The sequence below is a fragment of the Shewanella sp. 125m-1 genome (assembly GCF_052977065.1).
In genome coordinates, this window is sequence record NZ_JBRILT010000012.1 from 61078 (window position 1) to 86107 (window position 25030).

Here is a 25030-nt window from a genome sequence, read left to right on the forward strand (position 1 = left end):
AATGATAGTATCGACCCATTAAAAATAGAGTAAATACTCTAGAGGTGCTAATGAAACGTTCGCTGTGTGCTCTTTTGCTAGTGTTGCCGCTAACGGCCCAAGCTAAAACCATGGCCTTTGACGAGGCGTGGCAACAGCTAATTAAGGTCAGCGATAAGCTCCAGGCGGGGGCTCAAGAAGTTAACCGCGCTGAAGCTGAACGAAGAGCGGGTGAAGATATGAACCTGCCTTCTATCGACTTAAGGGGCAGCTATACTCGCTTGGAAAAACCGATAGAGCTAGATCTGCGCGATCTTAATCCTCTTGCATCTCTTGACCCTGCCACATTGCCTCCGGCTCTTGGCGGTGCGCTTGCGGGTATTCCAGGCTCGTTATTTGTCACTCCTTTCACCGAACAAGATATTTTCCGCTCAAGCCTACAGGCCATGTGGCCTATCTACACTGGCGGTAAGATCACGGCAGCACAGGCCATTCATGAAGCTGAAGTTGCCGAGAAAGAGCAAGAGCTCAAACTGACGACTCGCGATCTATTTCTACAATTAGTCGATCGCTATTATGCTGTTGCGGTTACCGAAGCCCTAACCAGTACGCAATCTGAGTTAGTTGATTCGCTGACCTTGCATGCATCACATGCTGAGAAACTTGAGCAGCAAGGCCAGATTGCCAAGGTCGAGCGCCTTAATGCGCAAGTTGCACTTGAAAATGCTCGGGTGAATTATGGCCGTGCTAAGCGTCAGTCAGAGATGGCAATGATCGCCTTATCTATGATGCTGCATGAGCGAAAAGTGGATACCACCTCGCCACTATTTATGTTGCACCAATCACCCTCTTTGCCGCAGTTAACCCAGTTGACCCTTAATCAACATCCAGCTTTAAAGCTGCTTGAAGCGAAAGAAGCGCAAGCACAGGGGTTGGTTGATGTAGAGAAGGGCAGCTACTTACCAACGGTATTTTTATACGGTAATTACACTCTTTATGAAGACGACAGTTTGTTTTCACAGATAGAACCAGACTGGATGCTAGGCATCGGGGTCAGCGTGCCTTTATTGAGCCGAGACGGACGCAGCGGAAAAGTCGAGGCTGCTAAGAGCGCACTACTACAGGCTAGATATACCAAAGCGCAGACTCAACAGGATTTGAACTTATTACTCGACCAGAGCTATCGCCAGTTGCTACAGGCACAAGAAGAGGTGGTGTCGTTAAACACTTCAATGAGCTTGGCTGAAGAGAATAAACGTCTTAGAGACATTGCGTTTAAGCAGGGGTTATCAACCTCAATCGAAAAAGTGGACGCAGAGCTTAAGCTCAATGCGGTTGCGACCCAACAGTTGGGCGCGCAATATCGCTACGTTCAATCCTATGCAAGACTGATGGCGATAAGCGGTCAGCTAGATGAATTTATTGGAAGAAGTATTAAGCAAGGGGACACCAATGCGCACTAACCGTATCTTAGCCGCCGCGGCATTTATCGTATTAATAGGTGCCTTGGTATACGGCTTAATCCTTGCTTACACACCGAAACCACAGCTACTACAAGGGCAGATAGAGGCGCGCGAATACAACGTTTCCTCAAAAGTCCCTGGTCGAGTTGAAGAGGTGTTAGTAAGACGAGGTGATCTTGTGACCGAGGGAGACCTGCTTTTCGCTATCAATAGCCCAGAGTTAAAAGCTAAATTGATGCAAGCAGAGGGCGGACGTGATGCCGCAGTTGCTATGCAAAAAGAGGCTGACAATGGTGCGCGTAAGCAGCAAATTTCAGCCGCAAGAGAAGAGTGGTTAAAAGCGCAAGCGGCAGCCAAGTTATATCGCACGACCTATGAGCGCTTAGAAGTGCTGTTCAACGAAGGGGTACTGGCAAGACAGAAGCGAGATGAAGCCTTTACTCAGTGGCAAGCGGCCAAATATACCGAGCAAGCGGCACTGGCTATGTACCAGATGACTGATGAAGGTGCGCGAGTTGAAACTAAAGCGGCAGCAGCAGGTAATACTCGAATGGCTGAAGGTGCAGTGAATGAAGTCTCTGCAATCTTGCTTGATAGTCAAATGCGCTCTCCAAAAAATGGTGAAATTAGCGAAGTCTTGCTCCAAGCGGGCGAGTTAGCACCCAGTGGCTTTCCTGTCGTCAGTTTGATCGATATGAAAGATGCTTGGGCGGTATTCCAGGTACGAGAAGATCTACTTAAACAGTTTAAACAAGGTGATGTGCTAAAACTGACGATTCCGGCGCTTGAGCGAGATGTTGAGTTTACCGTAACCAATATTGCGGTAATGGGCGATTTCGCAACTTGGCGAGCCACTGAAAGTGGTCATGACTTTGATATGCGTACATTCGAAGTGGAGCTGCGCCCGAATGAGACGATTAAAGATCTAAGGGTTGGGATGTCGGTGCTATTCACCTTATAGGTTAGCTGGAACGGATAAGAGGTTAAGTCTTTGATTAAGGCACTCAAAAGAGAGTTCTCAGCTCTGCAAGATGATCCATGGCAGTTGGCGTTGATAAGCTATATTCCGCTGCTGAGTATTATTGGGCTGTGGTTGCTGTTTAGTGCAGGCTTGCCAAGGCAGTTACCGGTTGCAGTGGTTGATTTAGACAATAGCCAAGTTAGCCGGGCCTTAGCGCGTCAACTACAAGCTAACCCCGTCACTAAGCCAATTAGTTATGCAGGCTTACCGAGCGCGGTTGAGGCGATGAAGCAGGGGGAGGTTTATGCTTTACTTGTGCTGCCTTACGGGCTCAATCGTGATCTGCTGACAGCAAAAACACCCATTATCGATATCCGTTATAACAGCCAGTTTTTGCTGGTCGGAAAATTATTATCGAGCCAATTAATGGCGACGATGGCAGAGGGGCTTAAGCCGTTAGGTGAGCTCAAAATGCTCGCGGCAGGTGTGCCTATGGAGCAGGTTGCGGTTAACTTAAGCCCAATCAGCGCTCAGACTACGGCATTGTTTAACCGCAATACCAACTATGTAGGTTTCCTTGTGCCTCCAGTGCTTATTGCGCTACTGCAGTTGTTGGCGATGATGGTCTTTGCTAACAGTCTTAACCGTGAGCTTCGTTGGAATACGACTGAGCAATGGTCAGAGCTTGGACTATGGAAAGTGATAGGGGCAAAGGTGTTATTTTACACCCCGCTAGTATTGCTCCACGGTAGCTTTATCTTAGCCCTTGTCTATCTTTTTCTAGAGTTACCCATCGCCGGCAGTATTGCAGTGATATTGCTCGCTCAAACGGTGATGTTATTAGCGGTGTGGTTAATGGTGTTAACCATCTTTTTTGCCCTACAAGACAGTGCAAGGGTCATTAGCTTTTGTACCGCGATGTTTGCCCCCGCTTTTGCCTTTATGGGGGTGACATTCCCCGTGCATGAGATGCCCGCCCTTGCTCAGTGGTGGCGAGTGATTATGCCCACCAGCCATTATATTGAAACTCATATTGCGGTGGTAAGTTATGGCCAAGGCTTGATGGCGAGTTTATCGCAAATGACCAGTTATTGGGGATTCCTGTTGTTACTTATTCCAATCAGCATCTTGGCGAAAAGAGATTTTTCTGTGACTGAAGATCCAGTGCTAATCGCTACGGTTAAGGATCAATAACATGAGCTTCTTAGCGCTTATTTGGTCAGAGTTAAAAGCGGTTCTTGCCGATAAAACCATTGTTATTACTGTTTTTGGTGGTGTGCTGTTTTACTCGATTCTTTACCCTTTGCCTTATCTCAATGAAGTTCCGACAGAGCAGCAAGTGGTGGTGATCGATCATGACCACTCATCACTCAGCCGGAAACTTATCCGTGATGCTAATGCTAGCCCTAAAATTGAGGTGATAGCAGAGGTGGGCTCAATCGATGAGGCTAAGCGCTGGATTGAAACTGGCCGGGCCCATGGTTTGCTCGTGATCCCCGCTGACTTTAGGCAAGATCTGTTATTAGGCAAGGGGGTTACCTTAAGCTACGGCGGTGATGCCAGTTACTTCTTGATCTACTCCGCCGTCGTTGAAGGTTTGGTCTCGGCAGGTTTAGATATCAGCAAAGATATTCAGCGTATGGGGTTATTAGCGAAAGGGGGGAATGCTACAGCGGTAAAACAGAGCCTTAATGTGGTCAAACTCAATAGTATTCCAGCTTTTAACCCCAGTTTAGGTTATACGCCTTATGTGGTACCGGGATTGTTCTTATTGATATTGCACCAGACGTTGCTGATTGGCATAGGTATTTTGGGCGCAAGCCAATGGAAGCAACAAGGCTATTGGCGCGAGGTTAGTCCGCTTAAACTTATCTGTGGCCGTATGGTCGCCTTTATGTTGATTTATACCTTATTAAGCAGTTACTACGTTGGTTACTGTTACTATTGGTATGACGTTAGCTTACAGGCAAGTTTGGGGAAAGTCGCTCTGCTGATGTTACCTTTTTTATTGGCAACGTGTGCGGCAGGCATCGCCTTTAGTAGTTTGTTTACTCGGCGGGATTTACCGACTCAAGTATTACTATTGGTTTCTATGCCTATCCTGTTTGTTTCTGGCTTTGTGTGGCCAACAGCACTTATTCCTGAGGCAGTTGTAGCAGTATCACAAGTTGTGCCAGCGGTTCCCGCGATTATGGCCATGTTAGAGCTAAATCAAATGGGCGCATCGTGGCAGAGCATTATGCCGCAGTGGTTACAGTTATGGGCTATGGTAGCGGTTTACTTTGGCTTGGCTTATTGGGGCGCATCTAAGCGGTTAAAGCGGGCAGCTTAGCTCTAGGTTAATTTGAGTACGCTGTTAATTTGGATGCGATGTTAATTCTGATTATTAGCATCGCATTAATTAACGGCTCATCTTGATATTGACTCCGCAAGACGCCGTGAACTCATCAATGAGGGCTTAACCGTAGCATTTATGCTGCAGAGACTTGCTCCCTCAATACCAAGCTGATCTTCATTGGACTGTAAGATTCATCGTGTATTTAATTAAATTGCAATTAGTTGATAGAATCGACGAACTACTGATAAATAAAAAGCCCGCTGTAACTTAAGTTACAGCGGGCTTTTTATTTGTGTGTTGAAAGTGGCTGGTTTTTAGGTGCCGCTTAACTCAACAATTAATGATATGCCTGACTTTACTGCTTTAGGAGTTTCTACATCGATAGAAATAGAGCTGCTCTTGGCGGCTTCGCCTGTGCTTGCAGGATCGATATCATTGGTCAGAGTGAAGTTGGTTGTAGTGCCACCAATGCTATTGGTGTTGGGGACTTCATAGTTTGAAGCAACTAATTCACCTTCACTTGCCGTAGTCGTCAGAGTGGTGCCAAATGGCATAATTTGATTCGCGCTATCGAAGAAGCGCACTGCAAATGTTGATGTTGCGCCAGCTGGAATTGCTGTTGGAGTCAGGGCTTGTTGACCACTGGTGTAGATAACAACTCCATCTTGGGTTATTTCAAAATGCGCAGTAGAGCCAGACATGGTCATCACTAATGCTTTGCGGATATAGGTTTTATTGGCTTGATTTTCACCGCATTTACTACCAGTACATTGTGGACCGTTGAATACTTTGTCGGCAGGTTGGTATTCGTCTTTTGATGCCGTATTAAAGTAGGGTTCAGCTGGATTGATACCTTTAGCATCCCATTCACCATCTTCATTATCATCACGGAATGCATCACCTAAATCGCTAAACCCTTGAGGGTGGTAGGTTTCAATATCCATACCGTTTCCTGAACAAGCAACTGCATCGCGATTCGCATTTAAGCACGCTAGTGCTACGGCGTTACCATCATCATTATCAAAGATATTATTACCGTTAGTATCGAAAAAGGTTTCATGACCTAAGGCATAAGCCAGCACTGTGATGCGATGATCGGGTACGCGTGGGCTAGTTGACGTCCATTCAACGCTACAACTGCCATTTACTGTTACGCAGCTTGGCTCAATTTGACCACCTTCGGCTGTAAAGTTAATGGTGGTGTCATTCGGCGCTGGGTTACCAAAGCTGTCTGATGCGTAAGCCGTAATAGAGGCTGTCTCACCATTGTGATCACCCGCTTCTGGATTAAGTATGCTGCTTGATAAACTAAAGCCTAACTGCTGTGGTAAACCGGTATTGATGGTGAGCTGCTCAGATTGTGTCGTTACAGAACCGTCATCGCTGTTTTTAGCTGTAGCTAGCACACGCACAGGTGTCGGCATGGTGCCAGACAGTACAGTAGCGCTAACCAGACCGGCTGAGTTACTGGTATTGCTGGTGGTATTACTATCATTAGCGAACGTAATATTGCCAACTGTGGTATCTAGCGAGAAATCCACGTTTTGCTGGGCAATAGGTTGGCCATTAGCATCAGCCACTTTAAAGGTGATAAGTGATGATTCACTCGAACCAGTGCCGCCAGCACCTTTAATGCGAATTGATGTCGGCTCAGCAGAGATAAAGCTCAAATTAGCTAAGGTTTGGCTTTCCAGTGAAAAATCGAGCTCTGCTGTTAGGGTTTGGTTACCCGCAACAACTGATGCGATAATTTGGTCGTTACGCTGGCTATTGCCGCTACAGCTCGTGTTCACAAAGGTTGAACTTGCAGCGCCCGATAAAGTGGTGACGGGTGAGTCGATACTGGCATCGTTACTGAGTACGCAGCTAGAGCTAAAGCTGACGCTGGTGGGTGTTTGCAACCGGGTGTAGGTGCCATCATCGTTTTTGGTCGCTACATCAGCAGTCACCCCAAATGTACCGCCGGCACTGACAATATATTTATCCGCTTCAAGTGGTAGGGTGGTAGCTAGTTTATTTTCTGTAAACGTGCTGCGGTCTGTTGAGAAATGACCGATGACGATAATGCCATCGTCACTGACCGCATCTTTGGCTAGCACTTCATATAGACCTGAGCTTTGATAGGTCTTGCCTTCATCTTCAAGACTAACGGAGAAATTAGCAGCGCCCAGTTCAGCCTCACTTGGAGTGTAACTAACTTGGGCAATACCATTTTCTTTCGTGAGGGCAGAGCTTGGATTAAGACTGGCGCTGCCTGCGGTAAAGCTAGCTAACTTACCAGCGACTCCTTGGCCCTGCTCATTGAGGAATGTAGCTTGCAGTTGTACGGTTTCACCCGCCTTAAACTGGGTCACAACGGCAGTGCCGTTGATAATGGCGCTATTTAGGCTGAATTTAGGCTCTGATGGCGCAGTTGTCGAAGTGAACTCAAAGTTGCGGTTGGCGTTGGCGCTGCTTTCACCTTCAGTGAAGCTTGCGGTTAATGTTCCCGCGCCTTCTGCACCTGCGGAGTTACTGACGATGATTTCGGCTTGTCCATTGGAATTAGTTAGCTTGTTGGTAACAGAAAGCTCGCCAAAGGTTGCTGAGAAAGAGATGAGCTGACCACTACGGTCGCGATTATCTTGCTTAAGATGCGCAACGGCGCAAAAAGCGCTATTAGCGGCAAAACTCAATGAATTGGTTGGCTCGGCACAGGCGCCATCAACAACGGTCTTATAACTTAGAGAGAGGCTGTAGGTACCACCATTGTCGGTATCACTATTGTCATCCGATGCACCATTACAGCCACCGAGTAAAGAAAGACACATTAAAGACAGAGGGAGGGTAGCCAGTTTTGCGGTCAGGCGCATTTGCATATTCCTTTTGCTACAAATTTTTGCTGAATATAGTACCGATGGGTAACTTATATTAACCAATCAAAGGCGCGCTCTGCAGTATAAGCCTAAAAATAGACCCATAAAAAAGCTCCCTAAGTATGGTTAATACTAAGGGAGCTATTGTGTAGCTATATAGCGATGATGTCTATATATGTAACGATTAATCTTTGATCTCGTTACGTAAATATTTACTTAATTCTTTCGCTGTCTTTGACGCTTCAATATCAGGGTTTTTCGTTAGCTCTTTTTTAGTCTGACGAATGTACTGACGAAGTTTTTGTCTATCAAATTCAGGGTGCTGCTCAATTAAGGCTTGTACCGCTGAGTCGCCTTCAGCGAGTAGCTGATCACGCGTCTTATCAGCCATATTGGTTTTAGCACTTTCGTTGCTGTTTTGGTTCAGCACGTTCTTAATCGCGACATCTAACTCTTCGAGATCAACATAACGCATTAGTTTACCAATGTACTGAATGTGACGACGGTGCGCTTCGGTATTAATTTTGATTGTTTTGGCTTTCAAAATATTATCATAAAGCGTTTCATCAAGATTTAGCTTCTGTACTTGGGTCTTACTAAGTGCAACTAATCTATTGCCATATTCTTGATAGATAGCGATTTCGCGTTTAGCGTCCGCTCTACTTTCGTAGTTCTCATCTTTGTCATAGGGCTGGTGGAAGTGTTCTGAGTCACCGACAATCTTCATATCTACAATCTCTTACAAATTCTGTGCTAATAATAACATCTAAACTTGCTTATTTCCTTTCCTATTTTTGAGGCTGTAGACCTTTCTTAGTTCATTTAGTCGATATTTTTATTCTTGAGAAGCGAGCGATTGAGCCTCACATGGCAGGATTATTTAATGTGATTGGGTTTTGGGTTTGTTATGCTATCGCTATTGCCGACAAATAAAGAGTAGATCTGTGTCTTCACCTAGCATTGATATTGAATTGGATTCCTTGAAAGATGCCGTTTCGATGGCGCTGGAATATGCAAAAACATTAGGCACTTCTGGTGCAGAAGTTGCGATCAGTAAGCAACAAGGTTTGTCTGTTTCAACGCGAATGAAAGAAGTTGAAACCGTTGAGTTTAATAAAGATGGCGCTCTGGGCATTACCGTTTTTAGAGATGGATGCAAGGGTAGCTCATCGACTTCAGATTTAAGTCAAGCTGCGATTCAGCGAGCGGTGAAAGCGGCTGATGATATTGCTCGCTTTACCTCTGCTGATCCATTTAATGGTTTGGCTGAAAAGTCATTAATGGCGACTCGGTTCCCCGATCTTGATCTGTACCACCCAGAAGATATCTCTCCAGAGGAGTTAACTCGCCTTGCGGTATTAGCCGAAGAAGCGGCATTAGACACCGATAAGCGAGTGAAAACGTCTGATGGTGCGAGTGCAAATGCCCACTCTAGCGTTAAAGTGTATGGCAATAGCCATGGATTTTTGCATGGTTATTGCAGCTCACGTTACAGCCTAAGTTGTGTAGCTATTGGTGAGCTTGAAGGCAGTATGCAGCGCGACTATGACTATACCGTCGCTCGCAAATTTAGCGAGATGACGGCACCAGAAATTATCGGTAAGAAAGCGGCTGAAAAAACGGCTGGCCGATTAGGTGGACGTAAAATCGCAACCACTCAGCTTCCGGTGCTGTTTTCACCTGAAATAGCTACAGGCTTGATGGGGCACTTAGTTGGCGCTATCAGTGGTGGCAGCTTATACCGTAAGTCGAGCTTCCTGCTAGACGCTATCGATACACAAGTGTTCCCAGATTGGTTTAGCATTCATGAAGACCCATTAATGGTCGGTGCTTTAGCAAGCTCGGCATACGATAGTGAAGGCGTTGCCACTCAGGCGCGCGATATTATCGACAATGGGCGCTTAGCAACCTACCTATTAACCAGTTACTCGGCGCGAAAGCTTGGGTTGACCAATACTGGCCATGCGGGCGGTATCTATAACTGGACCTTATCAACCACAGGGCAAACTTTTGACCAGTTGGTTAAAGAGATGGGCACTGGTCTTATCGTGACTGAAGTGATGGGCCAAGGGGTGAATACCGTTACGGGTGATTACTCTCGTGGTGCGGCAGGTTTCTATGTTGAGAACGGCGTTATTCTGTACCCAGTAGAAGAGATCACCATTGCGGGTAACCTTAAAGATATGTACCAGAATATCGTCGCAGTGGCTAAAGACAGAGATCTGCGCTCATCGATCCGCACTGGCGGGATCTTAATGGATAAGATGAAGATCGCGGGTAACTAATACCCCATATAGCTAACGCCTTATATACTTATCGTTACTTGCGGTATTAGGCTTAGCTGCAATCGACTCATAAAAAAGGTTTCCAATAGGAAGCCTTTTTTTATGGCTGTTTTTATTTCAAATAAAAAATGAAAACTTGAATATATGAAAAAACATATATATTATTTTCCATATGTACGGTGTTTCGTGCATAACCGCTGATTAGAGACATGATGATGACACCTTTACAGTTTTTTAAGGCGTTGGCCGATGACACAAGACTGCGTAGCTTGCTGCTGATCCAAGCGGAAACCGAGCTGTGTGTTTGTGAGTTAATGACCGCACTTGATGAGATCCAGCCTAAGATCTCACGACACTTAGCACAGTTACGTAAACTGGGTTTGTTAGTTGATAGGCGCCAGGGGCAGTGGATTTTCTATTGTATTAACCCTGAACTACCAACATGGGCTAACGACATATTACACACTTTGGCTAAGGATCAGGCCGAGCTAATAGGCAGTAATCTAGCCAATCTTATGCAGATGGGTGACCGTCCAGAAAGAGTTAAAAACTGCTGTTAACCATCAAATACTGACTTAGCTTGGTATGGGTAAGCATTTTATTATTAGGTCAAATATTATGGGTATTTTTGAACGTTATTTAAGTGTTTGGGTGGGGCTGGCTATTTTAGCGGGTGTTTTTCTTGGTAATTTAACCCCTGATACCTTTGCTGTGGTTGCAGGGCTTGAGTATGCCCATGTCAACTTAGTGATAGCAGTCCTTATTTGGGTAATGATCTACCCGATGATGGTGCAAATCGATTTCTCTGCCGTGAAAGATGTAGGTAAAAGCCCTAAAGGGCTGGTACTGACACTGGTGATCAACTGGCTGATTAAGCCGTTCACTATGGCGGCATTGGGCTGGTTATTCTTTAAGGTGTTTTTTGTTGATTGGGTTGACCCTCAGACTGCGAATGAATATATCGCAGGTATGATCTTGCTAGGCGTAGCACCATGTACAGCTATGGTATTCGTGTGGAGTCAACTGACTAAAGGCGATCCTAACTACACCTTAGTGCAAGTGTCGGTAAACGATCTCATTATGGTGGTCGCATTTGCACCGATTACGGCGCTGCTACTTGGGGTGAGCGATATCCAAGTCCCCTGGGCGACACTGTTATCTTCTGTGGGTTTATACGTCGTCTTGCCTTTAGTGGCTGGTGCTATAACAAGGCATTTTCTGCAGCAAAATGGTGATGACACTAAGCTCAATACCTTTGTGGCGACATTAAAGCCGTGGTCTATGGTGGGCTTGCTGGCAACCGTTGTTTTACTGTTTGGTTTTCAAGCTGAAACCATAATTGCCCAGCCTCAAAACATTGTACTTATTGCGATACCATTATTAATTCAGACTTATGGCATCTTTTTTATTGCGTTTTATGCGGCAAAAAAAATGAAGCTTACCCATAAGATAGCTGCGCCAGCATGCATGATTGCCACCTCTAACTTTTTTGAGCTAGCAGTTGCAGTGGCCATCTCGCTGTTTGGCCTGCACTCGGGCGCCGCGCTTGCGACAGTTGTCGGGGTGTTGGTTGAAGTACCCGTGATGTTATCGCTCGTGGCAATTGCTAATCGCAGTCGTCACCTATTTGCTGATGATGAGGCTGCAGAGCCATCAAGGTAAATTTGGGTTATGGGGCCTATTGATAGGCTCGAGTGATATTGCCAAGATAGATAGATAGATAGATAGATAGAATTTAATAAAATATTCTAGTTCTGGGCTAGCTCAATTAAGTTAGGCAAGAGCAAAGTCGCGCAAGAATTTGAACAAGATCTATACCTTACACCATTCAATAACAGGTTAAGAAACGACTATGACAATCAAAATAGGTATCAACGGCTTCGGTAGAATGGGGCGTTTAGCACTGAGATCGGCTTGGAATAATAGCAATGTTGAGTTTGTACACATTAACGACCCTGCAGGTGATGCCACGACCTTAGCGCACTTGTTAACGTTCGATTCTGTACATGGTCGTTGGTCTGAAGAGGCCACCGCTGATGGCGACATTATTAACATTGGTGAACGTCGCATTGCAACGACACGTAACAAAGCCATTGCTGATACTGACTGGTCAGGCTGTGATGTGGTTATTGAAGCCTCTGGGGTGATGAAAACCAAGGCGTTATTGCAAGCTTATCTAGATCAAGGCGTTAAAAGAGTGGTTGTGACGGCGCCAGTGAAAGAAGAAGGTGTATTGAATGTGGTAATGGGTGTGAACCATGATCTTTATGATAAAGATATTCACCCTATCGTGACTGCAGCGTCGTGTACCACTAACTGCTTAGCGCCAGTAGTCAAAGTGCTCCATGAAAAAATAGGCATCAAGCATGGCTCAATGACAACGATTCATGACATTACTAATACTCAAACGATCTTGGATGCACCCCATAAAGATCTGCGTCGTGCCCGAGCCTGTGGTTTAAGCCTTATTCCAACCACCACTGGCAGCGCCACGGCAATTACCCATATCTTCCCTGAGCTTAAAGGAAAGCTTAACGGCCATGCAGTGCGCGTACCGTTAGCTAATGCATCGCTAACTGACTGTGTCTTTGAGTTAAACCGCGATACGACAGAAGCTGAGGTGAATCAGTTATTACGCGAGGCAGCAGAGGGTGAGCTTAAAGGTATATTAGGATACGAAGAGCGTCCACTTGTGTCTGTGGATTATAAAACTGACCCTCGTTCAAGCATTATTGATGCACCATCGACTATGGTCGTTAACGGTACTCAGGTAAAACTGTATGTCTGGTATGACAATGAGTGGGGCTATGCCAATCGCACCGCCGAGCTTGCGATTATGGTCGGACGAGCGGATCAGGCTTAAATAGAAGGTGCTAGGTGCTAGGTTCTAGGAAAAGTAGGGCGCTTCGCTTCTAGGTCCTAGGTCCTAGGCCCTAGAAAAAGCAGGAAAAGCAGGAAAAACCGGGCAGAGCTGCGATGGTTTAAGCTAAGACGGTGATAGTCTGAGTCAGCCTGCTGTTTTAGTTTTTGCCTTTGCTTTCCTAGCAGCGCAGCGTTCTAGTAGTGGCGCAGCCACGTCCTCGTATCCTAGTTCCTTTTTTAAAGGTGGTAAGCGTGTTAGCTAAATATCGTTCTTTGCCAGATAGCATTAAGCAATATCTATTGGTCACCGGTAACTACTGGGCATTTACCCTTACCGATGGTGCCTTGCGTATGTTGGTGGTGCTGCACTTTTATGACCTAGGTTACACGCCGTTGGCGATTGCTATGCTGTTCCTGTTTTATGAAATCTTTGGTGTGATCACTAACCTTGTCGGCGGCTGGCTAGGGGCGAGGCTTGGGCTGAATCGCACCATGAATATCGGTTTAGGTTTGCAAATTGTCGCGCTAGGTATGTTATTGCTGCCAGCAGCGATGCTCACAGTGCCTTGGGTGATGGCGGCGCAGGCGCTGTCAGGGATCGCTAAAGATCTGAATAAGATGAGTGCTAAGAGTGCGATAAAAACCTTAGTGCCCAAAGATGCTGAAGATAAGCTTTATCGTTGGGTGGCGATGCTGACAGGCTCTAAGAATGCCCTGAAAGGGGCTGGCTTTTTTCTTGGCGGGCTATTGTTATCGCTTACCGGTTTTACGGGGGCGATAGCCATTATGGCAGCGGCTCTTTGTGTCGTTTGGCTTGGCAGTATAGTTAGATTGAAAGCTGATTTAGGCAAAGCGAAATCTAAGCCTAAATTTACCCAGATATTTTCTAAGAGCGAGAGCGTTAATATTCTTTCCGCCGCGCGGCTGTTTCTGTTCGCCGCTAGAGACGTGTGGTTTGTGATTGCATTACCTGTGTTTCTTGCCAGCCAACTGGGTTGGGAGCACAGTAGCGTTGGTGCTTTTATTGCGCTGTGGGTTATTGGCTATGGCATGGTTCAATCTATTGCGCCATCTTTAACGGCAAGAAAGGCGACGCCAGATGGACAGGTTGCCACGCGTTGGGCGGGGTTACTAACCTTAGTCACCTTGGTGCTCGCGGTGCTGCTCTTTACTGACTGGGTAGCCCCTCAAATCGCGCTTATTGCTGGCTTAATGGTGTTTGGTGGCGTCTTTGCCATCAACTCTTCACTGCACAGTTACTTGATTGTGAGCTATGCAAGCGATGATGGTGTATCGCTTGATATTGGCTTTTATTATATGGCTAATGCGCTTGGAAGGTTACTGGGCACGATTCTATCGGGTTGGGTGTATCAAGAGGCTGGGTTGTCTGCTTGCTTGTTTATTTCGGCGGCCATGCTGTTTGTGACCTTTGTTATTTCCTTTAAATTACCTCGAATACAGCTTAGATAAAGGCCTTCCTACAGCTAGTAATGACCACAATCGATTATTGTCGTAGCGCCGTTGTGCGCTACGGCAAACCTCGTTAGTTTATTTTTCAGCCTTTCCAAAGGTTAACAATTCGTTGTACTCTGTTTGAAAGTTTGAGTGTTTTTATCTTTTGGGTGTGAGCGTTCGCTTTATTAGGACCTTTTGATCTTGCTAATCTAATTCAAGATAAAAAATGACAGATCAAAAAGCCCTAAATACATGATTTTAAATATAAGTATAAATATAAATAATAACGATAAATTCTCTGTATCGACGAGGTTTGAATGGAAGCTATTACTGATTTTGTAGGCATGGTCAACGGCGTGGTCTGGGGGACACCAATGTTGGTTATGATTCTGGGAGTGGGCTTGTTCTTAACGGTGGGTTTGCGCTTGATGCCTATCCTAAAGTTAGGCACAGGTTTTAAATTATTGTGGTCGGGTCGCATCCCTGACAAAGATAAAAACATGAAGGGGGAAATTAGCCCTTTTAATGCCTTAATGACCTCTCTGTCGGCCACCATAGGTACAGGTAATATTGCAGGTGTTGCCACCGCGATTTTTATTGGTGGACCCGGTGCACTATTTTGGATGTGGTGTACGGCGTTGGTCGGTATGGCAACAAAGTTTGCCGAAGCTGTATTAGCGGTTAAATACCGTGAAGTGGATGACAATGGTAACCACGTTGGTGGCCCAATGTACTACATTAAAAATGGTCTAGGTTCTAAGTGGGCCTGGTTAGGTACTGCTTTTGCACTGTTTGGCTCGCTAGCAGGTTTTGGTATTGGTAATACAGTGCAGGCTAATTCAGTTGCCGATGCGCTTAGCAGTAACTTTGGTGTGCCTAATTGGGTTACCGGCGTTGTGCTTATGGTATTGGTTGGTGCGGTGTTAATGGGTGGCATTAAGCGCATTGCTGATGTTGCAGGCAAATTAGTACCAATGATGACAGTATTTTATATTGCCGCAGGTATTGCTGTATTGGTGGTCTATGCCGCAGAGATCCCAGCAGCCATTGAGTTGATTTTATACAGCGCATTTAACCCCGTGGCGGCTCAAGGCGGCTTTGCCGGCGCAGCAGTTTGGGCCGCGATTCGCTTTGGTGTTGCTCGTGGTGTGTTCTCCAATGAGGCTGGTCTAGGTAGTGCGCCTATCGCGCATGCGGCGGCGCAAACTAATAATCCAGTTGCTCAAGGTTTAGTGGCGATGCTAGGTACATTTATTGATACCTTGATTGTCTGTAGCATTACGGGTTTGGCCATTATCGTATCGGGCGCTTGGACCTCAGGTGAAAACGGCGCGGCGTTGACCTCGTTTGCCTTTTCTCATGCATTCCCGCTTGGAAACTATGTGGTGGCGATTGCACTAACGGTATTTGCATTTACGACCATCTTAGGTTGGAGCTTTTACTGTGAGAAGTGTGTGCAGTTCCTATTTGGTGTGAAAGCGATTAAGCCATTTAGAATTGTTTGGACCTTAGTAGTGCCATTAGGTGCGGTGAGTTCACTGGAGTTTATCTGGCTACTTGCTGATACGCTCAACGCTATGATGGCGATCCCTAACTTGATTGCCTTAGCACTGCTAAGCCCTGTGGTATTTGCGTTAACTAGAGAGTATTTTCTGAAGAAGCGTGAGACTGATTTGGAATCACAAAAAGCGAAATAGTCGCTCATTGAGCGCTTAAAAACTAAAAAAGCTCCTGGATAATATCTCAGGAGCTTTTTTTATCACATGATTTTAAGCCTATGCCCAAAAGTCATCTTCACTTAAATCACGTTTTAATTGCGCTCTTTCAAGGTAGGCTTCGAGGCGTTTTTTTACCTCTTTTTTGTGCGCTAACTCGTCAGCGGCTTGCTGATTTTTAGGCGTTGTATACGCCTCCATCTCTACATCGTTGGGCACAAAATCAATAGTCTGAGCCATCACGAATTCCTCTTAGCTAGGTATCCATTGTTCCGAATCGCTTGCATAGCGTTAAAAGGGAATACTCTCGATACCATCGGGTTAATAACTAAACAATGTCTGCACTCATTGGCTTACTTGATTAAACCTATTAGTAAGTGCTTAATTTGGAATTTAGCAGGGTGTGATTTAAAAATATGCGATCCATGTAACAAAATTACATTTATAGTTGTTTTTTTATTATTTTGAATGGTTTTTAGCTACTTAATGAAATTAAGCAACACTTGTGGGGTTACGCATTATTGGCCATTTACTCTTAATTAATGAGTAAATGGCCTTTATTGCAGTGAGTTATAGAGCAAAACTGTAGCTGTAACCGAGTAAAACCTTGGCGTCGTCATTTTTAAGATCTGTGTCACTGACAGTAAAAGAGACACTGCCCAAATCGGTATCTTTACTCAGCGCAATGGAATAGTCGGCATAGTTGTTAGTGTCAAACCAAGCGGTGACGACATCGCCTGTAGAGTAGCCATAATGAGCGGAGATCGATAGCGTATCTGATAGTGGATAAGTCAGGGTCGTTTGAATGTAACCCATGTCGGTATTATCAAGATCTGCGGCGGTTACATCGTTGCCAGCATTGACTAAGTGAGAGTAACTCACGGCTATCCATCTCCAGCTCACCGCTGCGGTTATTTCGCCTAAGTCTATACTGGCATCGGCATCAGGATAAGCGTAATAGAGGTAGCTTAAGTCATACTCAAATTCATCGCCGATGGTCCCCGCAAAGCCTGCATAAAAATCAACTTCATAGCTCGTCTCATCGCCAAAATCGACATTCGATGCCCAAGTACCTGCATAGAAGCCTGAATCGTGGCTGTAATCGATTCCACCTTGCACGGCTACAGCATCATCTGTTTGTGTTACACCGCGCCATAGGTAGTTGGAAGTGGCGCCTATATTGGCCTCCACCGCGGCATGTGCAGTGGTGCTCAGTAGTGATGTAAGAAGGATTGCGGTGCTGTTAATTAGTAACTTGTTCATTCTATTCCCCTTTGCAGAAACATTATTGTGTTTTTTATGCTCACAATTTATTTAGCAAAGTCTAAGCCAAAGTTTTTAGTCATTTAAAACAGTTGGTTAAATATGTTGGTTCCGATGCTGATAGTCAGATTGAATCAAACTGGGGCAGGTAGCACCGTGATAGGGCAGAGGAGGGGGCAATGATACAGGCATAAAAAAACCCCCGTAAGGAGGTTTAGTTATCAACTGCGGAAACAGTGATTTAGTTAACGCTATCTTTAAGCGTCTTACCAGCTTTGAACTTCGGAACTGTAGCTGCTGGGATTTGGATCTCTTTACCTGTCTGTGGGTTACGGCCAGTACGCGCTGCGCGTTCTGTCGTTTCAAAAGAGCCAAAACCAACGATAGAGATTTTCTCTCCATTCTTCATTGCTTCTGCAACAGTTTCTTCAAAAGATTTTAAGGCGCGAGCGGCTTCAGCTTTAGTTAGTTCTGCAGATTCAGCCATTTTTGCAACAAGTTCAGTCTTATTCATTTGAATAGTCTCTTCTTTCCGTAGATTTATTTGTTAGTAGCGTTATGTAACATGCCACAAGCATTTGCATTTGAAAAGCGCTTTAACCCCATGAAATAAGCATTAAAGTCAAAAATAGGGGCAATTTCTCAGTTTTTTACTCTTCAAGCAGCTGATAAAGGATCTGTTTGACGACATTGGGCTCAAAAGGTTTGTCGCAAAGCGCATTCACTCCGGCTTGAGACACGTTACTTAAATGAGTTTCATTCGCTTCAGATGACACCATTAAAATCGGAATATGGGATTGTTGGCTGTCGTTACGAATAAACTGAGTCAGGGCTAAACCATCTACGCTGGGCATGTTGTAATCGGTAATCACTAAATCAAACATCTGCTGTTGCATCAGCTCAATAGCTTCTTGGCCATCTTGGGCCTCAGTGATCATCCTTAAGCCGAGATTGGTAATAGTACGCTTAATAATATTACGGGCCATTTTACTGTCATCGACCACTAACACTCGCAGATCTTGTACATCAAAATGAGTTAAATCTAATTCATCATGAGTTAGTAGATCGATGGTGGCATTGAGCGCCTTACCTAAATGTTCGCTAGAAAAAGGTTTAGGCAATATCGCAACGACCCCCGATTGACGATAGTGTTCTAACTGCTCGCGTCGACACTCACTTGAAACCAACATAAATTGGATTTCGTTAAAGTGAACCGATGCTTTAAGTTGCTGCAGTAATTCTAAAGCGGTTCCGTCTTCAAAGTGCATGGCACTGGCGACAAGATCTGGCTGGTGACGGTTGATAATATGCAGAGCTTCAGCAAGCGTGGTGGCTGTTTGTATGTTGCTAACACCTTCTTGCATTAAGCGCTGGCTGATAATTTTTCTTTGGGTATCTGAAGGCTCAACCAGCAAGATTGATAGTTCGCTGGGCTGTAAATGACTCATAAATTTATTACCGATCTTATTGCTATTATGGCGTTAACGTACGTTAAGCATTGTTGCTTATCAAGTAAGTAACAGGCTGTGTGCTTGGCTTAGTCTGAGATCTTGTTCGTCATTGCGCTGTTAACTCACAAGGTTGGGCTTTAAGTATTGTCGTGTCTTTGCACTAAAAGCGACCCAGTATTGGAATGTCATAGCGATGATTGCAGCAATGACGATGCCAATAATAGGAATATTCTGGCCGTTATATACGACTTTTACATCCTCAGGGGTAATTTGGTAGGCGATAACGGCAGCGGTTGCTAATGCAAGTAAGGCAACGGTTTGAATGGCTAGGTAGATTTTAAGTACCACACCGGCCCAAAATTGGCGCATGATTAAGCCATAAAGCACAGGAAATACACCTAAAGTTAATAGATCGAAGGCTTGGGTGGTAAAGGTTCGCCAGAGCGCGGCAACTGCGAGTAGAGCGTAGAAAAACATTAAAATGGCTAATAATGGGTGAGGTTTGGTCATGGGATATTTCAAGCCGTTATATTTTTATAGGTTTGTTGCTCGAAGTTTAAGAAAAACCGCTGTCCGCGTCTACAGCGCGTTGTTAATTGGCCAAGTCGATGAATGATATTGTTTAGCTAAGATGGCGAGTAATGCGATAGAATAGCGACTATCACAGCGTACAATTTTAGAGAATCCGATGACAGAGTCTGAGTTTTGGGAATTAGTCACCCGAACATCACCACAACAAGAGCAAACTGAACTTGCAGAAGCGCTTAAGCAAAAGCTGAGCCCGTTAACGAATGAAGAGTTGCGTGACTTTGACAAGATATTTGGTCAACAGATGCGTCGTTCATACTCTTGGTCAGTGTGGGGCGCGGCTTATATTATTACCGGCTGTGATTCTGAGTATGCCTTTGCTGAGTTTCGTTGCTTCTTAATTTCATTAGGTAAAGACTGGTACGACAAAGTGATTGAGTCGCCTGATGCGTTAGGCTCTCTAACGCTTTGGCCTGAAAAAGATGGCTCTGCCTATCCTTTCCTCGATGAATACGATCTTATTGCTGGCCAGCTTTATGAAGATCGTAGCGATGACGAGCTACCTTATGTGCCATCGGGCCAGGCTAACCCAGCAGGTAAGAAATTTTCTCATAAGAAAAAACAGCTTAAGGCTGCTTATCCACTATTGAGTGCCGCATTTCCTTTCTAAAGCAATCTCGTCGGCGCTAACAGCAATAAAAACGAGGCATGGCCTCGTTTTTATTGGGGATTCAATCTAATACCGATTGCTATTACTCGTAGCAAACTTCAGTTTCACTGTCGAAGTCTAGTCCGTAAGCTGTGCAAGTTAACTCCATAAACTCCTGTTCAGACTCCTGCACCTGCTCATCAAACTCAGATTGTAACTTAGACTCTAATGCTTGATCTGACTTAGCTTGATGTTGGTCTAAGATTTCATAGTGGCCTGCGATCGCTGCTTTCTCTTTGGCAGTAAACTCCTCTGCGCCGGCTTGGCCGATGAAGCTGAAAGAGATCAATATTGCAGCGATAAATGCCATGCGGCCAGAAAACGGAATGTTGGTAATATTCGAATAGTTCATAGTGACTCCAAACAATTAAATAGATGACCCAATTTAGGAACCGTTTGCTCTTAGCTGCACATTTGCTCTTATTAGCATTAGTGGCAAGCTTGCGAGTATTCCTCTGTGGTGCGTGTTAACTTGATACGTATGTTAGCGAATGCAACATGTACACAGGCTGAACAAAAAACGAACTACCGGCTTTTACATGTTAAGTTGCTAATCTAGGTGCTAATTCAGGTGCGAGTTAAGGCCTGGAGGTTGTTTTGCTGAAGGGGAGGTGTGTCAGACGGCTAATGATAGTGGTCTTAGTGATCCTAGTGATCTTATTGAGAAGCAAGTCTTAGTGAACTTATTGAAGAACAAGGTTTAAAAGTCTTCGATAATAAGGATTACCTTTTATTCATTCGTCAGGATTACATACTATTCATTTGTCATCGTTTCACAATGAAAGCCTTGACGCATTGAATCAAAACGACAGTTTAAGCCGCACTCCCAGGCTACACCGCCCAGTTTATCAGATGCTTGCTGAGCGTATGCTTTACAGCTTGGATAGCTGTCAAAGTCATCTTTCTTGTCATATTTACCAGAGTTGTATCCATTTTTATAGATAAAAGCTGACCATGTTTCAGACTCTGATGTCTCGGATTGGTTGATACTAAAAATGGCTGCAGCTAGGCCGGCAAATAATATTATGACAAACAAAATTGGAGTGAACTTCTGCATGGACTCGTTTCCAATAACTGGTTGGTAGTAATTGCACTGTAATAGCTTAATACTTAGTCTTTGTAGCTTAGTCTTTGTAGCTTATGAGCTGTGCCAAACAAAGCAAATCATAAGCTGATAAATGATGCTTTAATAGGGGAACACTTCAATTAACGCAACAAAGTGGCTTATCGCATTGTCTACTAATATTATCGTGGTAACGGTAAAGTGCAGAATTAAGCTTAGGTACAGGTGCTACATTGTATAGTTTACTTATTAATCATCCAGTCACGCTCGACTGTGGAGGCACATATGAAGGTTAAACATATACTGATCGCGGGGATACTTGCATCTAGCTCTGCTTGGGCCGCAGATGAAGCGATTGAAAACCCTATAACTGAAGATGGTGTTGTCAAAATTGAGTGGCAAGATCCCAACAGCTTTAGAGACATAAGATCGAGCGGAGAAATTCAATCTCGTTTTGAAAAACGCACCTTCGAACAACTGACTAAAAGCTTAAACAAGGAAGCGGTGAAGGTTCTCAAGCCTGAACAGAAACTAGAGATGGTTGTTACCGATCTCGATTTAGCTGGTGACGTTAGGCCCACATTTGGCGCGACTACTCACGACCTTCGGGTGGTAAAAAATATCTATCCACCACGTATTACCTTTAGCTACAAAATTCTACAAGATGATAAAGTGATTATGGCGGGTGACGAGAAGCTAACAGATATGAACTTTATGTATTCGGTTAATGCGAGGAATGACAAGCCCTATCGCTACGAAAACACAATGTTAGCCTCCTGGCTTAAAAAAACGGTAAAGCCTAACCTTTAACGCGTTTTATTATTAAAATATTAAATTTCAATTGGTTAAGCAGTTTGGCGGCTAAGTGTGAACTGCCAGTATTACGAACTCATTGCCGCTTCTAGTGTAAATAGGCTAAGTGAGCTTTCAGCTTGCTTCGCCTGTTTTTTTGCTTGAGCGCTGTAAAGAGACAGTTGATGCTCATTGCAGCCAAAGGTGATTGAGGGGGGAAGTATACCCGCCGTGAGTGAGATCAGCCCATGATAGCACTGAACACCATTTCTATCTTCAGCCAGCATCTGCTTATCTTGCCAATGTCGCTTTGAATAAAAAGAAGATTTTACGGTATCGAACTCGTCAATAATTTCTTTAGCCTGACGCTCTATATCAACACAAGTGCTGATTATCACAAAGTCATCGCCCCCTATGTGGCCGATAAAGTTACTGCTTGTTTGCTGGCATAAAAGTAACCGAGAAACCTCCATAATCACTTCATCACCACGACAAAAGCCATAGATATCGTTGTAAGGTTTAAAGTGAGACAGGTCAAAGTAGGCGAGATAAAAACGTTTTTTTTGTAGTCGTAGTCTTCGCAGCTCTTCTTGGATCGGAATATTGCCAGGTAACCCGGTTAGTGGGTTCGCATGTCTTGCGATTGCAATTTTTTGCTCAGTGATCTTAGCTAACAGCTCTTTGGTATGGCCGATACCTAAGAGCTTACCTTGCTTGAGAATAATAAATTGCTGGACCACTAAATCGGTCGACTCCATAGTCAGCCGTTGGCTGACTTGAGAAATGGGCATTTCGGCTTCAATACTAATGAGCTCGGTTGTGAGCACTTCATCTACAGCTCTATGTTCGTGCAATGCCCGTCCGTAAGGAGTGCTGAACAGCTCGATTACCTGACTTCTTAGTACCATGCCAATCACTTGTTCGCCGCGCATCACAACGATGGCTTGTAGGTTTGAGTGCTGGTTAAATGTCTCACCAATTAGCTTGAGTTTGTTATCGAACTGGCAGGTTATAGCCTTGCTAGACAGGCTTTCTGCCGATTCAGCAAAACGCACTCTGGGGATTACGGGTTCGATAGAGGGGCTAAATGGAATATGGCGGTTGGGGGTTGGTTCTGGTCTGCCGAGTAAAAATCCCTGACAATAAACAATCCCTAGCTGCTTTAGCACAGCTAACTCTGATTGGGTTTCTATCCCCTCGGCTATCACCTTACAACTAAGATTTTGACAAAGGGAGATGATGGAGCGAACAAACTCCTGTTTTACTGATGAGGTGTCTATCGACTCAATAAAATGCCGATCAATTTTTACATAATCTGGAGCCAGTTCGGACCATAGCCTTAAACCTGAATAGCCTGCTCCTAGATCATCAATCGCAGTCAGAAACCCCTGGCTTCGATAGTGGTTTAAGCAGGACTTTAACAGATCGATATCATCGGCAGGATACTGCTCTGAAAGCTCTATCACCACCTGGGATGGGTGTAAGCCTAATTCCTGTACTAGGCTCAGAGTGAGGCCTTTGGCGTGGTTAGGCTCTAAAAGTGCTTTAGGAGAAATATTTAAAAATAGTTTGCCGGGAAGTTGAGTATGTTTAAATTGTTGAATGGAAATTCGTCGGCATAAACTTTCGAGTTCTGAGAGACGTCCTTCGTAGGCAGCGGTCTTAAATAATGGAACCGGTGAAAATAGTGGACTATGCTCAGGTCCTCGGCTTAAGGCTTCAAAGCCGTGAATTTGGTGAGTCGTTATATTGCATATGGGCTGAAAGACCGCTTTAATTTTTTCATTATCGATGATCTTTGATAGTTCATGTTGTAGATCAATTGCAGACATCTTTCCCAGCCAAATATGGATTATAAGAAAGAGTCTATGACATAGGTATTACATTGATATGACAGGTCGTTGGGGCGGAGTAGTAGAGGCTGTTTTTAAGCTAAATCAAGCATTAAAAAACACCCTCTCCTAATAACAAGCGGGCAGATAAACTATTTTGCGTTTGATTTAAACGCCAGCATGGTTTGCAGTAGCAAGCCAAGTTTTGGGATATAGCTTTCTAACGCCTTTGCAAGCGTCTCTGGCTCTTGAATAAACCCTTCCATATCGGCAGCAAGTTCTTGCACATATGGCGTGAAACGGTTGCTTGTGGTTGTAAATCCTTCTGATTCACTAAAGATGGCATCAAACTTTACGTGACCGGATTTTTTCAGTTCGTCCAGTCTAGCATCTGCATCAATGGCTTGGCGGTAGGCGGTTTGCAAACTGGCTTTTAGTTGCTCGATAACCTGTGTGTGTGGCATAACAGCCTCTCAATTTTAAATTTTGCTGAATTATAAGGGGCAAGCATGATAGCAACAAGTGTCGCTAGACGTTTATTCTCACTACTGGGGCTTAGTCTGTTGTTTGTGTCAGTAACAATTCAAGCTGCTCCGGATGATAAACCGCCGTTTTATCAAATATCTTATCAAGGTAAAACCGCTTATCTTCTAGGCTCTATCCATATTGGCCAGCAGAGCTTTTTCCCACTAGCAAAGCAAGTTGAGCAGGCGTTTCAAAAGTCGGCGGCGCTAGTTGTCGAGGCCGATGTGAGAGATGCGAATGTGCCAGCATTGTTGGCTAAATATGGCTCTGAGAAAATACCGATAGATGCACAGACCGAGAAGGTATTGACTCAGTATTGCCAAGATAAGCAGCAATTTTGTACCGCGATTGAAAACTATGCCCCCTGGTTACAGTCTATGCAGCTTAGTATTGGGCGTTATACCGCACTTGGCTATAGCGGTCTTTATGGCGTGGATTCGGTGTTAGTGAGTCAGGCTGGAAATCGACCCGTCTATGAGTTAGAAAGTACGGAGTTTCAATTTGAACTGCTATCCTCTTTTGACGCTGATACGCAGTGGAATATGGTCAGAGAGGCTATTGAAGCTCCCGATTCTGATATGCTCAAATTAATTTCAGCGTGGCGTAGCGGCGATGAAACAGAGCTTGCCGATCTCATGGAAGGTGAGATGCTGCGTGACGGTGAAACGCAAATGGTTGAGAAGATGCTCTGGGATCGCAATAAAACGATGGCTCAGGGAATTGTTGACTTGATGCAATCGCCCAATACATTACAGCCACTATTTGTCATCGTCGGTGCCGGGCATTTAGTAGGACAAAAAAGTGTTCAATCTTACTTGCTCCCTTTGGGGGTTAAGGCTAAAAACTGTTGGCAACAAACCTGTAGCTAAGGTGTATCGAATCCGGTCGGTTAGGGCGATTATCGGGTTTGGGAGTTTTGATGTATAATAAGCCGCTTGTTTTGGCTCACTGTGT

At 44.7% G+C, this 25030-nt stretch carries 24 protein-coding genes; 13 read left to right on the forward strand and 11 right to left on the reverse strand.

Annotated elements, in window-relative coordinates; translation table 11 throughout:
• Nucleotides 1–50: 50 nt before the first annotated feature.
• Genes ACVBIK_RS07895 through ACVBIK_RS07910 form a run of 4 tightly spaced genes read left to right on the forward strand, consistent with a single transcriptional unit; the run spans nucleotide 51 to nucleotide 4735 of the window.
• Nucleotides 51–1442, forward strand: coding sequence for a TolC family protein (locus ACVBIK_RS07895; RefSeq protein WP_447159755.1), 1392 nt, complete (start codon nucleotides 51–53; stop codon nucleotides 1440–1442).
• On the forward strand, nucleotides 1432–2403 hold the full coding sequence (locus ACVBIK_RS07900) for an HlyD family secretion protein (protein ID WP_447159754.1): 972 nt from the start codon (nucleotides 1432–1434) through the stop codon (nucleotides 2401–2403). The genes ACVBIK_RS07895 and ACVBIK_RS07900 overlap by 11 nt, the downstream gene beginning before the upstream one ends.
• Nucleotides 2404–2433: 30 nt before the next feature.
• Nucleotides 2434–3597 (forward strand): ABC transporter permease, encoded by a 1164-nt coding sequence (locus ACVBIK_RS07905; RefSeq protein WP_447159753.1) that lies wholly within the window; start codon nucleotides 2434–2436, stop codon nucleotides 3595–3597.
• A 1-nt stretch (nucleotide 3598) separates the two neighbouring features.
• Entirely contained in the window at nucleotides 3599–4735 is a 1137-nt protein-coding gene (locus tag ACVBIK_RS07910; RefSeq protein WP_447159752.1) for an ABC transporter permease, read from the forward strand.
• A gap of 320 nt (nucleotides 4736–5055) precedes the next feature.
• Here the strand turns inward: ACVBIK_RS07910 and ACVBIK_RS07915 are convergent, their stop codons facing one another.
• Together ACVBIK_RS07915 and yjgA are read right to left on the reverse strand one after the other, a co-directional pair.
• Entirely contained in the window at nucleotides 5056–7593 is a 2538-nt protein-coding gene (locus ACVBIK_RS07915; protein WP_447169434.1) for an Ig-like domain-containing protein, read from the reverse strand.
• 187 nt (nucleotides 7594–7780) lie between these two features.
• Complete coding sequence (gene yjgA / locus ACVBIK_RS07920) at nucleotides 7781–8323, reverse strand: ribosome biogenesis factor YjgA (protein ID WP_447159750.1); 543 nt, start codon at nucleotides 8321–8323, stop codon at nucleotides 7781–7783.
• A 217-nt stretch (nucleotides 8324–8540) separates the two neighbouring features.
• Between yjgA and pmbA the strand changes: the two genes are divergently transcribed.
• The 6 genes from pmbA (at nucleotide 8541) to ACVBIK_RS07950 (ending at nucleotide 15895) form a co-directional block, all read left to right on the forward strand.
• Nucleotides 8541–9881 carry a metalloprotease PmbA gene (gene pmbA, locus ACVBIK_RS07925; RefSeq protein ID WP_447159749.1) on the forward strand — a complete coding sequence of 447 codons (1341 nt, stop codon included), beginning with the start codon at nucleotides 8541–8543 and terminating at the stop codon, nucleotides 9879–9881.
• 215 nt (nucleotides 9882–10096) lie between these two features.
• Nucleotides 10097–10441, forward strand: coding sequence for a metalloregulator ArsR/SmtB family transcription factor (locus ACVBIK_RS07930; protein WP_447159814.1), 345 nt, complete (start codon nucleotides 10097–10099; stop codon nucleotides 10439–10441).
• Between the two features lie 58 nt (nucleotides 10442–10499).
• Nucleotides 10500–11543 (forward strand): ACR3 family arsenite efflux transporter, encoded by a 1044-nt coding sequence (gene arsB, locus ACVBIK_RS07935; protein ID WP_447169435.1) that lies wholly within the window; start codon nucleotides 10500–10502, stop codon nucleotides 11541–11543.
• Between the two features lie 190 nt (nucleotides 11544–11733).
• A complete protein-coding gene (locus ACVBIK_RS07940) occupies nucleotides 11734–12744 on the forward strand; it encodes an ArsJ-associated glyceraldehyde-3-phosphate dehydrogenase (RefSeq protein ID WP_447159747.1) in 1011 nt (336 codons plus the stop codon).
• Between the two features lie 251 nt (nucleotides 12745–12995).
• The gene (arsJ, locus tag ACVBIK_RS07945; protein WP_447169436.1) at nucleotides 12996–14213 is read left to right on the forward strand and encodes an organoarsenical effux MFS transporter ArsJ; all 1218 of its coding nucleotides are present in this window, start codon (nucleotides 12996–12998) and stop codon (nucleotides 14211–14213) included.
• 302 nt (nucleotides 14214–14515) lie between these two features.
• A complete protein-coding gene (locus ACVBIK_RS07950; protein ID WP_447159745.1) occupies nucleotides 14516–15895 on the forward strand; it encodes an alanine/glycine:cation symporter family protein in 1380 nt (459 codons plus the stop codon).
• A 78-nt stretch (nucleotides 15896–15973) separates the two neighbouring features.
• Here ACVBIK_RS07950 and ACVBIK_RS07955 read toward each other — a convergent pair whose 3' ends face one another.
• The 5 genes from ACVBIK_RS07955 to ACVBIK_RS07975 all read right to left on the reverse strand — a co-directional run bounded on the left by ACVBIK_RS07955 (nucleotide 15974) and on the right by ACVBIK_RS07975 (nucleotide 19137).
• Nucleotides 15974–16153, reverse strand: a complete 180-nt coding sequence (locus ACVBIK_RS07955) for a PA3496 family putative envelope integrity protein (protein WP_447159744.1) — start codon at nucleotides 16151–16153, stop codon at nucleotides 15974–15976.
• 330 nt (nucleotides 16154–16483) lie between these two features.
• Nucleotides 16484–17176 carry a TorF family putative porin gene (locus ACVBIK_RS07960; protein ID WP_447159743.1) on the reverse strand — a complete coding sequence of 231 codons (693 nt, stop codon included), beginning with the start codon at nucleotides 17174–17176 and terminating at the stop codon, nucleotides 16484–16486.
• A gap of 241 nt (nucleotides 17177–17417) precedes the next feature.
• Nucleotides 17418–17690, reverse strand: coding sequence for an HU family DNA-binding protein (locus ACVBIK_RS07965; RefSeq protein ID WP_447159742.1), 273 nt, complete (start codon nucleotides 17688–17690; stop codon nucleotides 17418–17420).
• Nucleotides 17691–17826: 136 nt separating this feature from the next.
• A complete protein-coding gene (locus ACVBIK_RS07970) occupies nucleotides 17827–18624 on the reverse strand; it encodes a response regulator (RefSeq protein WP_447159741.1) in 798 nt (265 codons plus the stop codon).
• A 120-nt stretch (nucleotides 18625–18744) separates the two neighbouring features.
• Nucleotides 18745–19137 carry a hypothetical protein gene (locus ACVBIK_RS07975; protein ID WP_447159740.1) on the reverse strand — a complete coding sequence of 131 codons (393 nt, stop codon included), beginning with the start codon at nucleotides 19135–19137 and terminating at the stop codon, nucleotides 18745–18747.
• 178 nt (nucleotides 19138–19315) lie between these two features.
• Here ACVBIK_RS07975 and ACVBIK_RS07980 point away from each other — a divergent pair, with 178 nt between their 5' ends.
• A complete protein-coding gene (locus ACVBIK_RS07980) occupies nucleotides 19316–19825 on the forward strand; it encodes a DUF4240 domain-containing protein (RefSeq protein WP_447159739.1) in 510 nt (169 codons plus the stop codon).
• An 82-nt stretch (nucleotides 19826–19907) separates the two neighbouring features.
• Here ACVBIK_RS07980 and ACVBIK_RS07985 read toward each other — a convergent pair whose 3' ends face one another.
• On the reverse strand, nucleotides 19908–20216 hold the full coding sequence (locus tag ACVBIK_RS07985) for a hypothetical protein (protein WP_447169437.1): 309 nt from the start codon (nucleotides 20214–20216) through the stop codon (nucleotides 19908–19910).
• Between the two features lie 402 nt (nucleotides 20217–20618).
• Nucleotides 20619–20921: a hypothetical protein gene (locus ACVBIK_RS07990; RefSeq protein ID WP_447159737.1), complete on the reverse strand. Its 303-nt coding sequence runs from the start codon at nucleotides 20919–20921 to the stop codon at nucleotides 20619–20621.
• Between the two features lie 291 nt (nucleotides 20922–21212).
• On the opposite strand from ACVBIK_RS07990, the gene ACVBIK_RS07995 reads away from it, so the two are divergent.
• Entirely contained in the window at nucleotides 21213–21737 is a 525-nt protein-coding gene (locus ACVBIK_RS07995; RefSeq protein WP_447159736.1) for a DUF3016 domain-containing protein, read from the forward strand.
• A gap of 71 nt (nucleotides 21738–21808) precedes the next feature.
• Here ACVBIK_RS07995 and ACVBIK_RS08000 read toward each other — a convergent pair whose 3' ends face one another.
• Both ACVBIK_RS08000 and ACVBIK_RS08005 read right to left on the reverse strand, forming a co-directional pair.
• Nucleotides 21809–23551, reverse strand: coding sequence for a bifunctional diguanylate cyclase/phosphodiesterase (locus ACVBIK_RS08000; RefSeq protein WP_447169438.1), 1743 nt, complete (start codon nucleotides 23549–23551; stop codon nucleotides 21809–21811).
• Between the two features lie 152 nt (nucleotides 23552–23703).
• The gene (locus tag ACVBIK_RS08005; RefSeq protein WP_447159734.1) at nucleotides 23704–24015 is read right to left on the reverse strand and encodes a prephenate dehydrogenase; all 312 of its coding nucleotides are present in this window, start codon (nucleotides 24013–24015) and stop codon (nucleotides 23704–23706) included.
• A 45-nt stretch (nucleotides 24016–24060) separates the two neighbouring features.
• On the opposite strand from ACVBIK_RS08005, the gene ACVBIK_RS08010 reads away from it, so the two are divergent.
• Nucleotides 24061–24945, forward strand: coding sequence for a TraB/GumN family protein (locus ACVBIK_RS08010; protein WP_447159733.1), 885 nt, complete (start codon nucleotides 24061–24063; stop codon nucleotides 24943–24945).
• The last annotated feature ends 85 nt before the right edge of the window (nucleotides 24946–25030 follow it).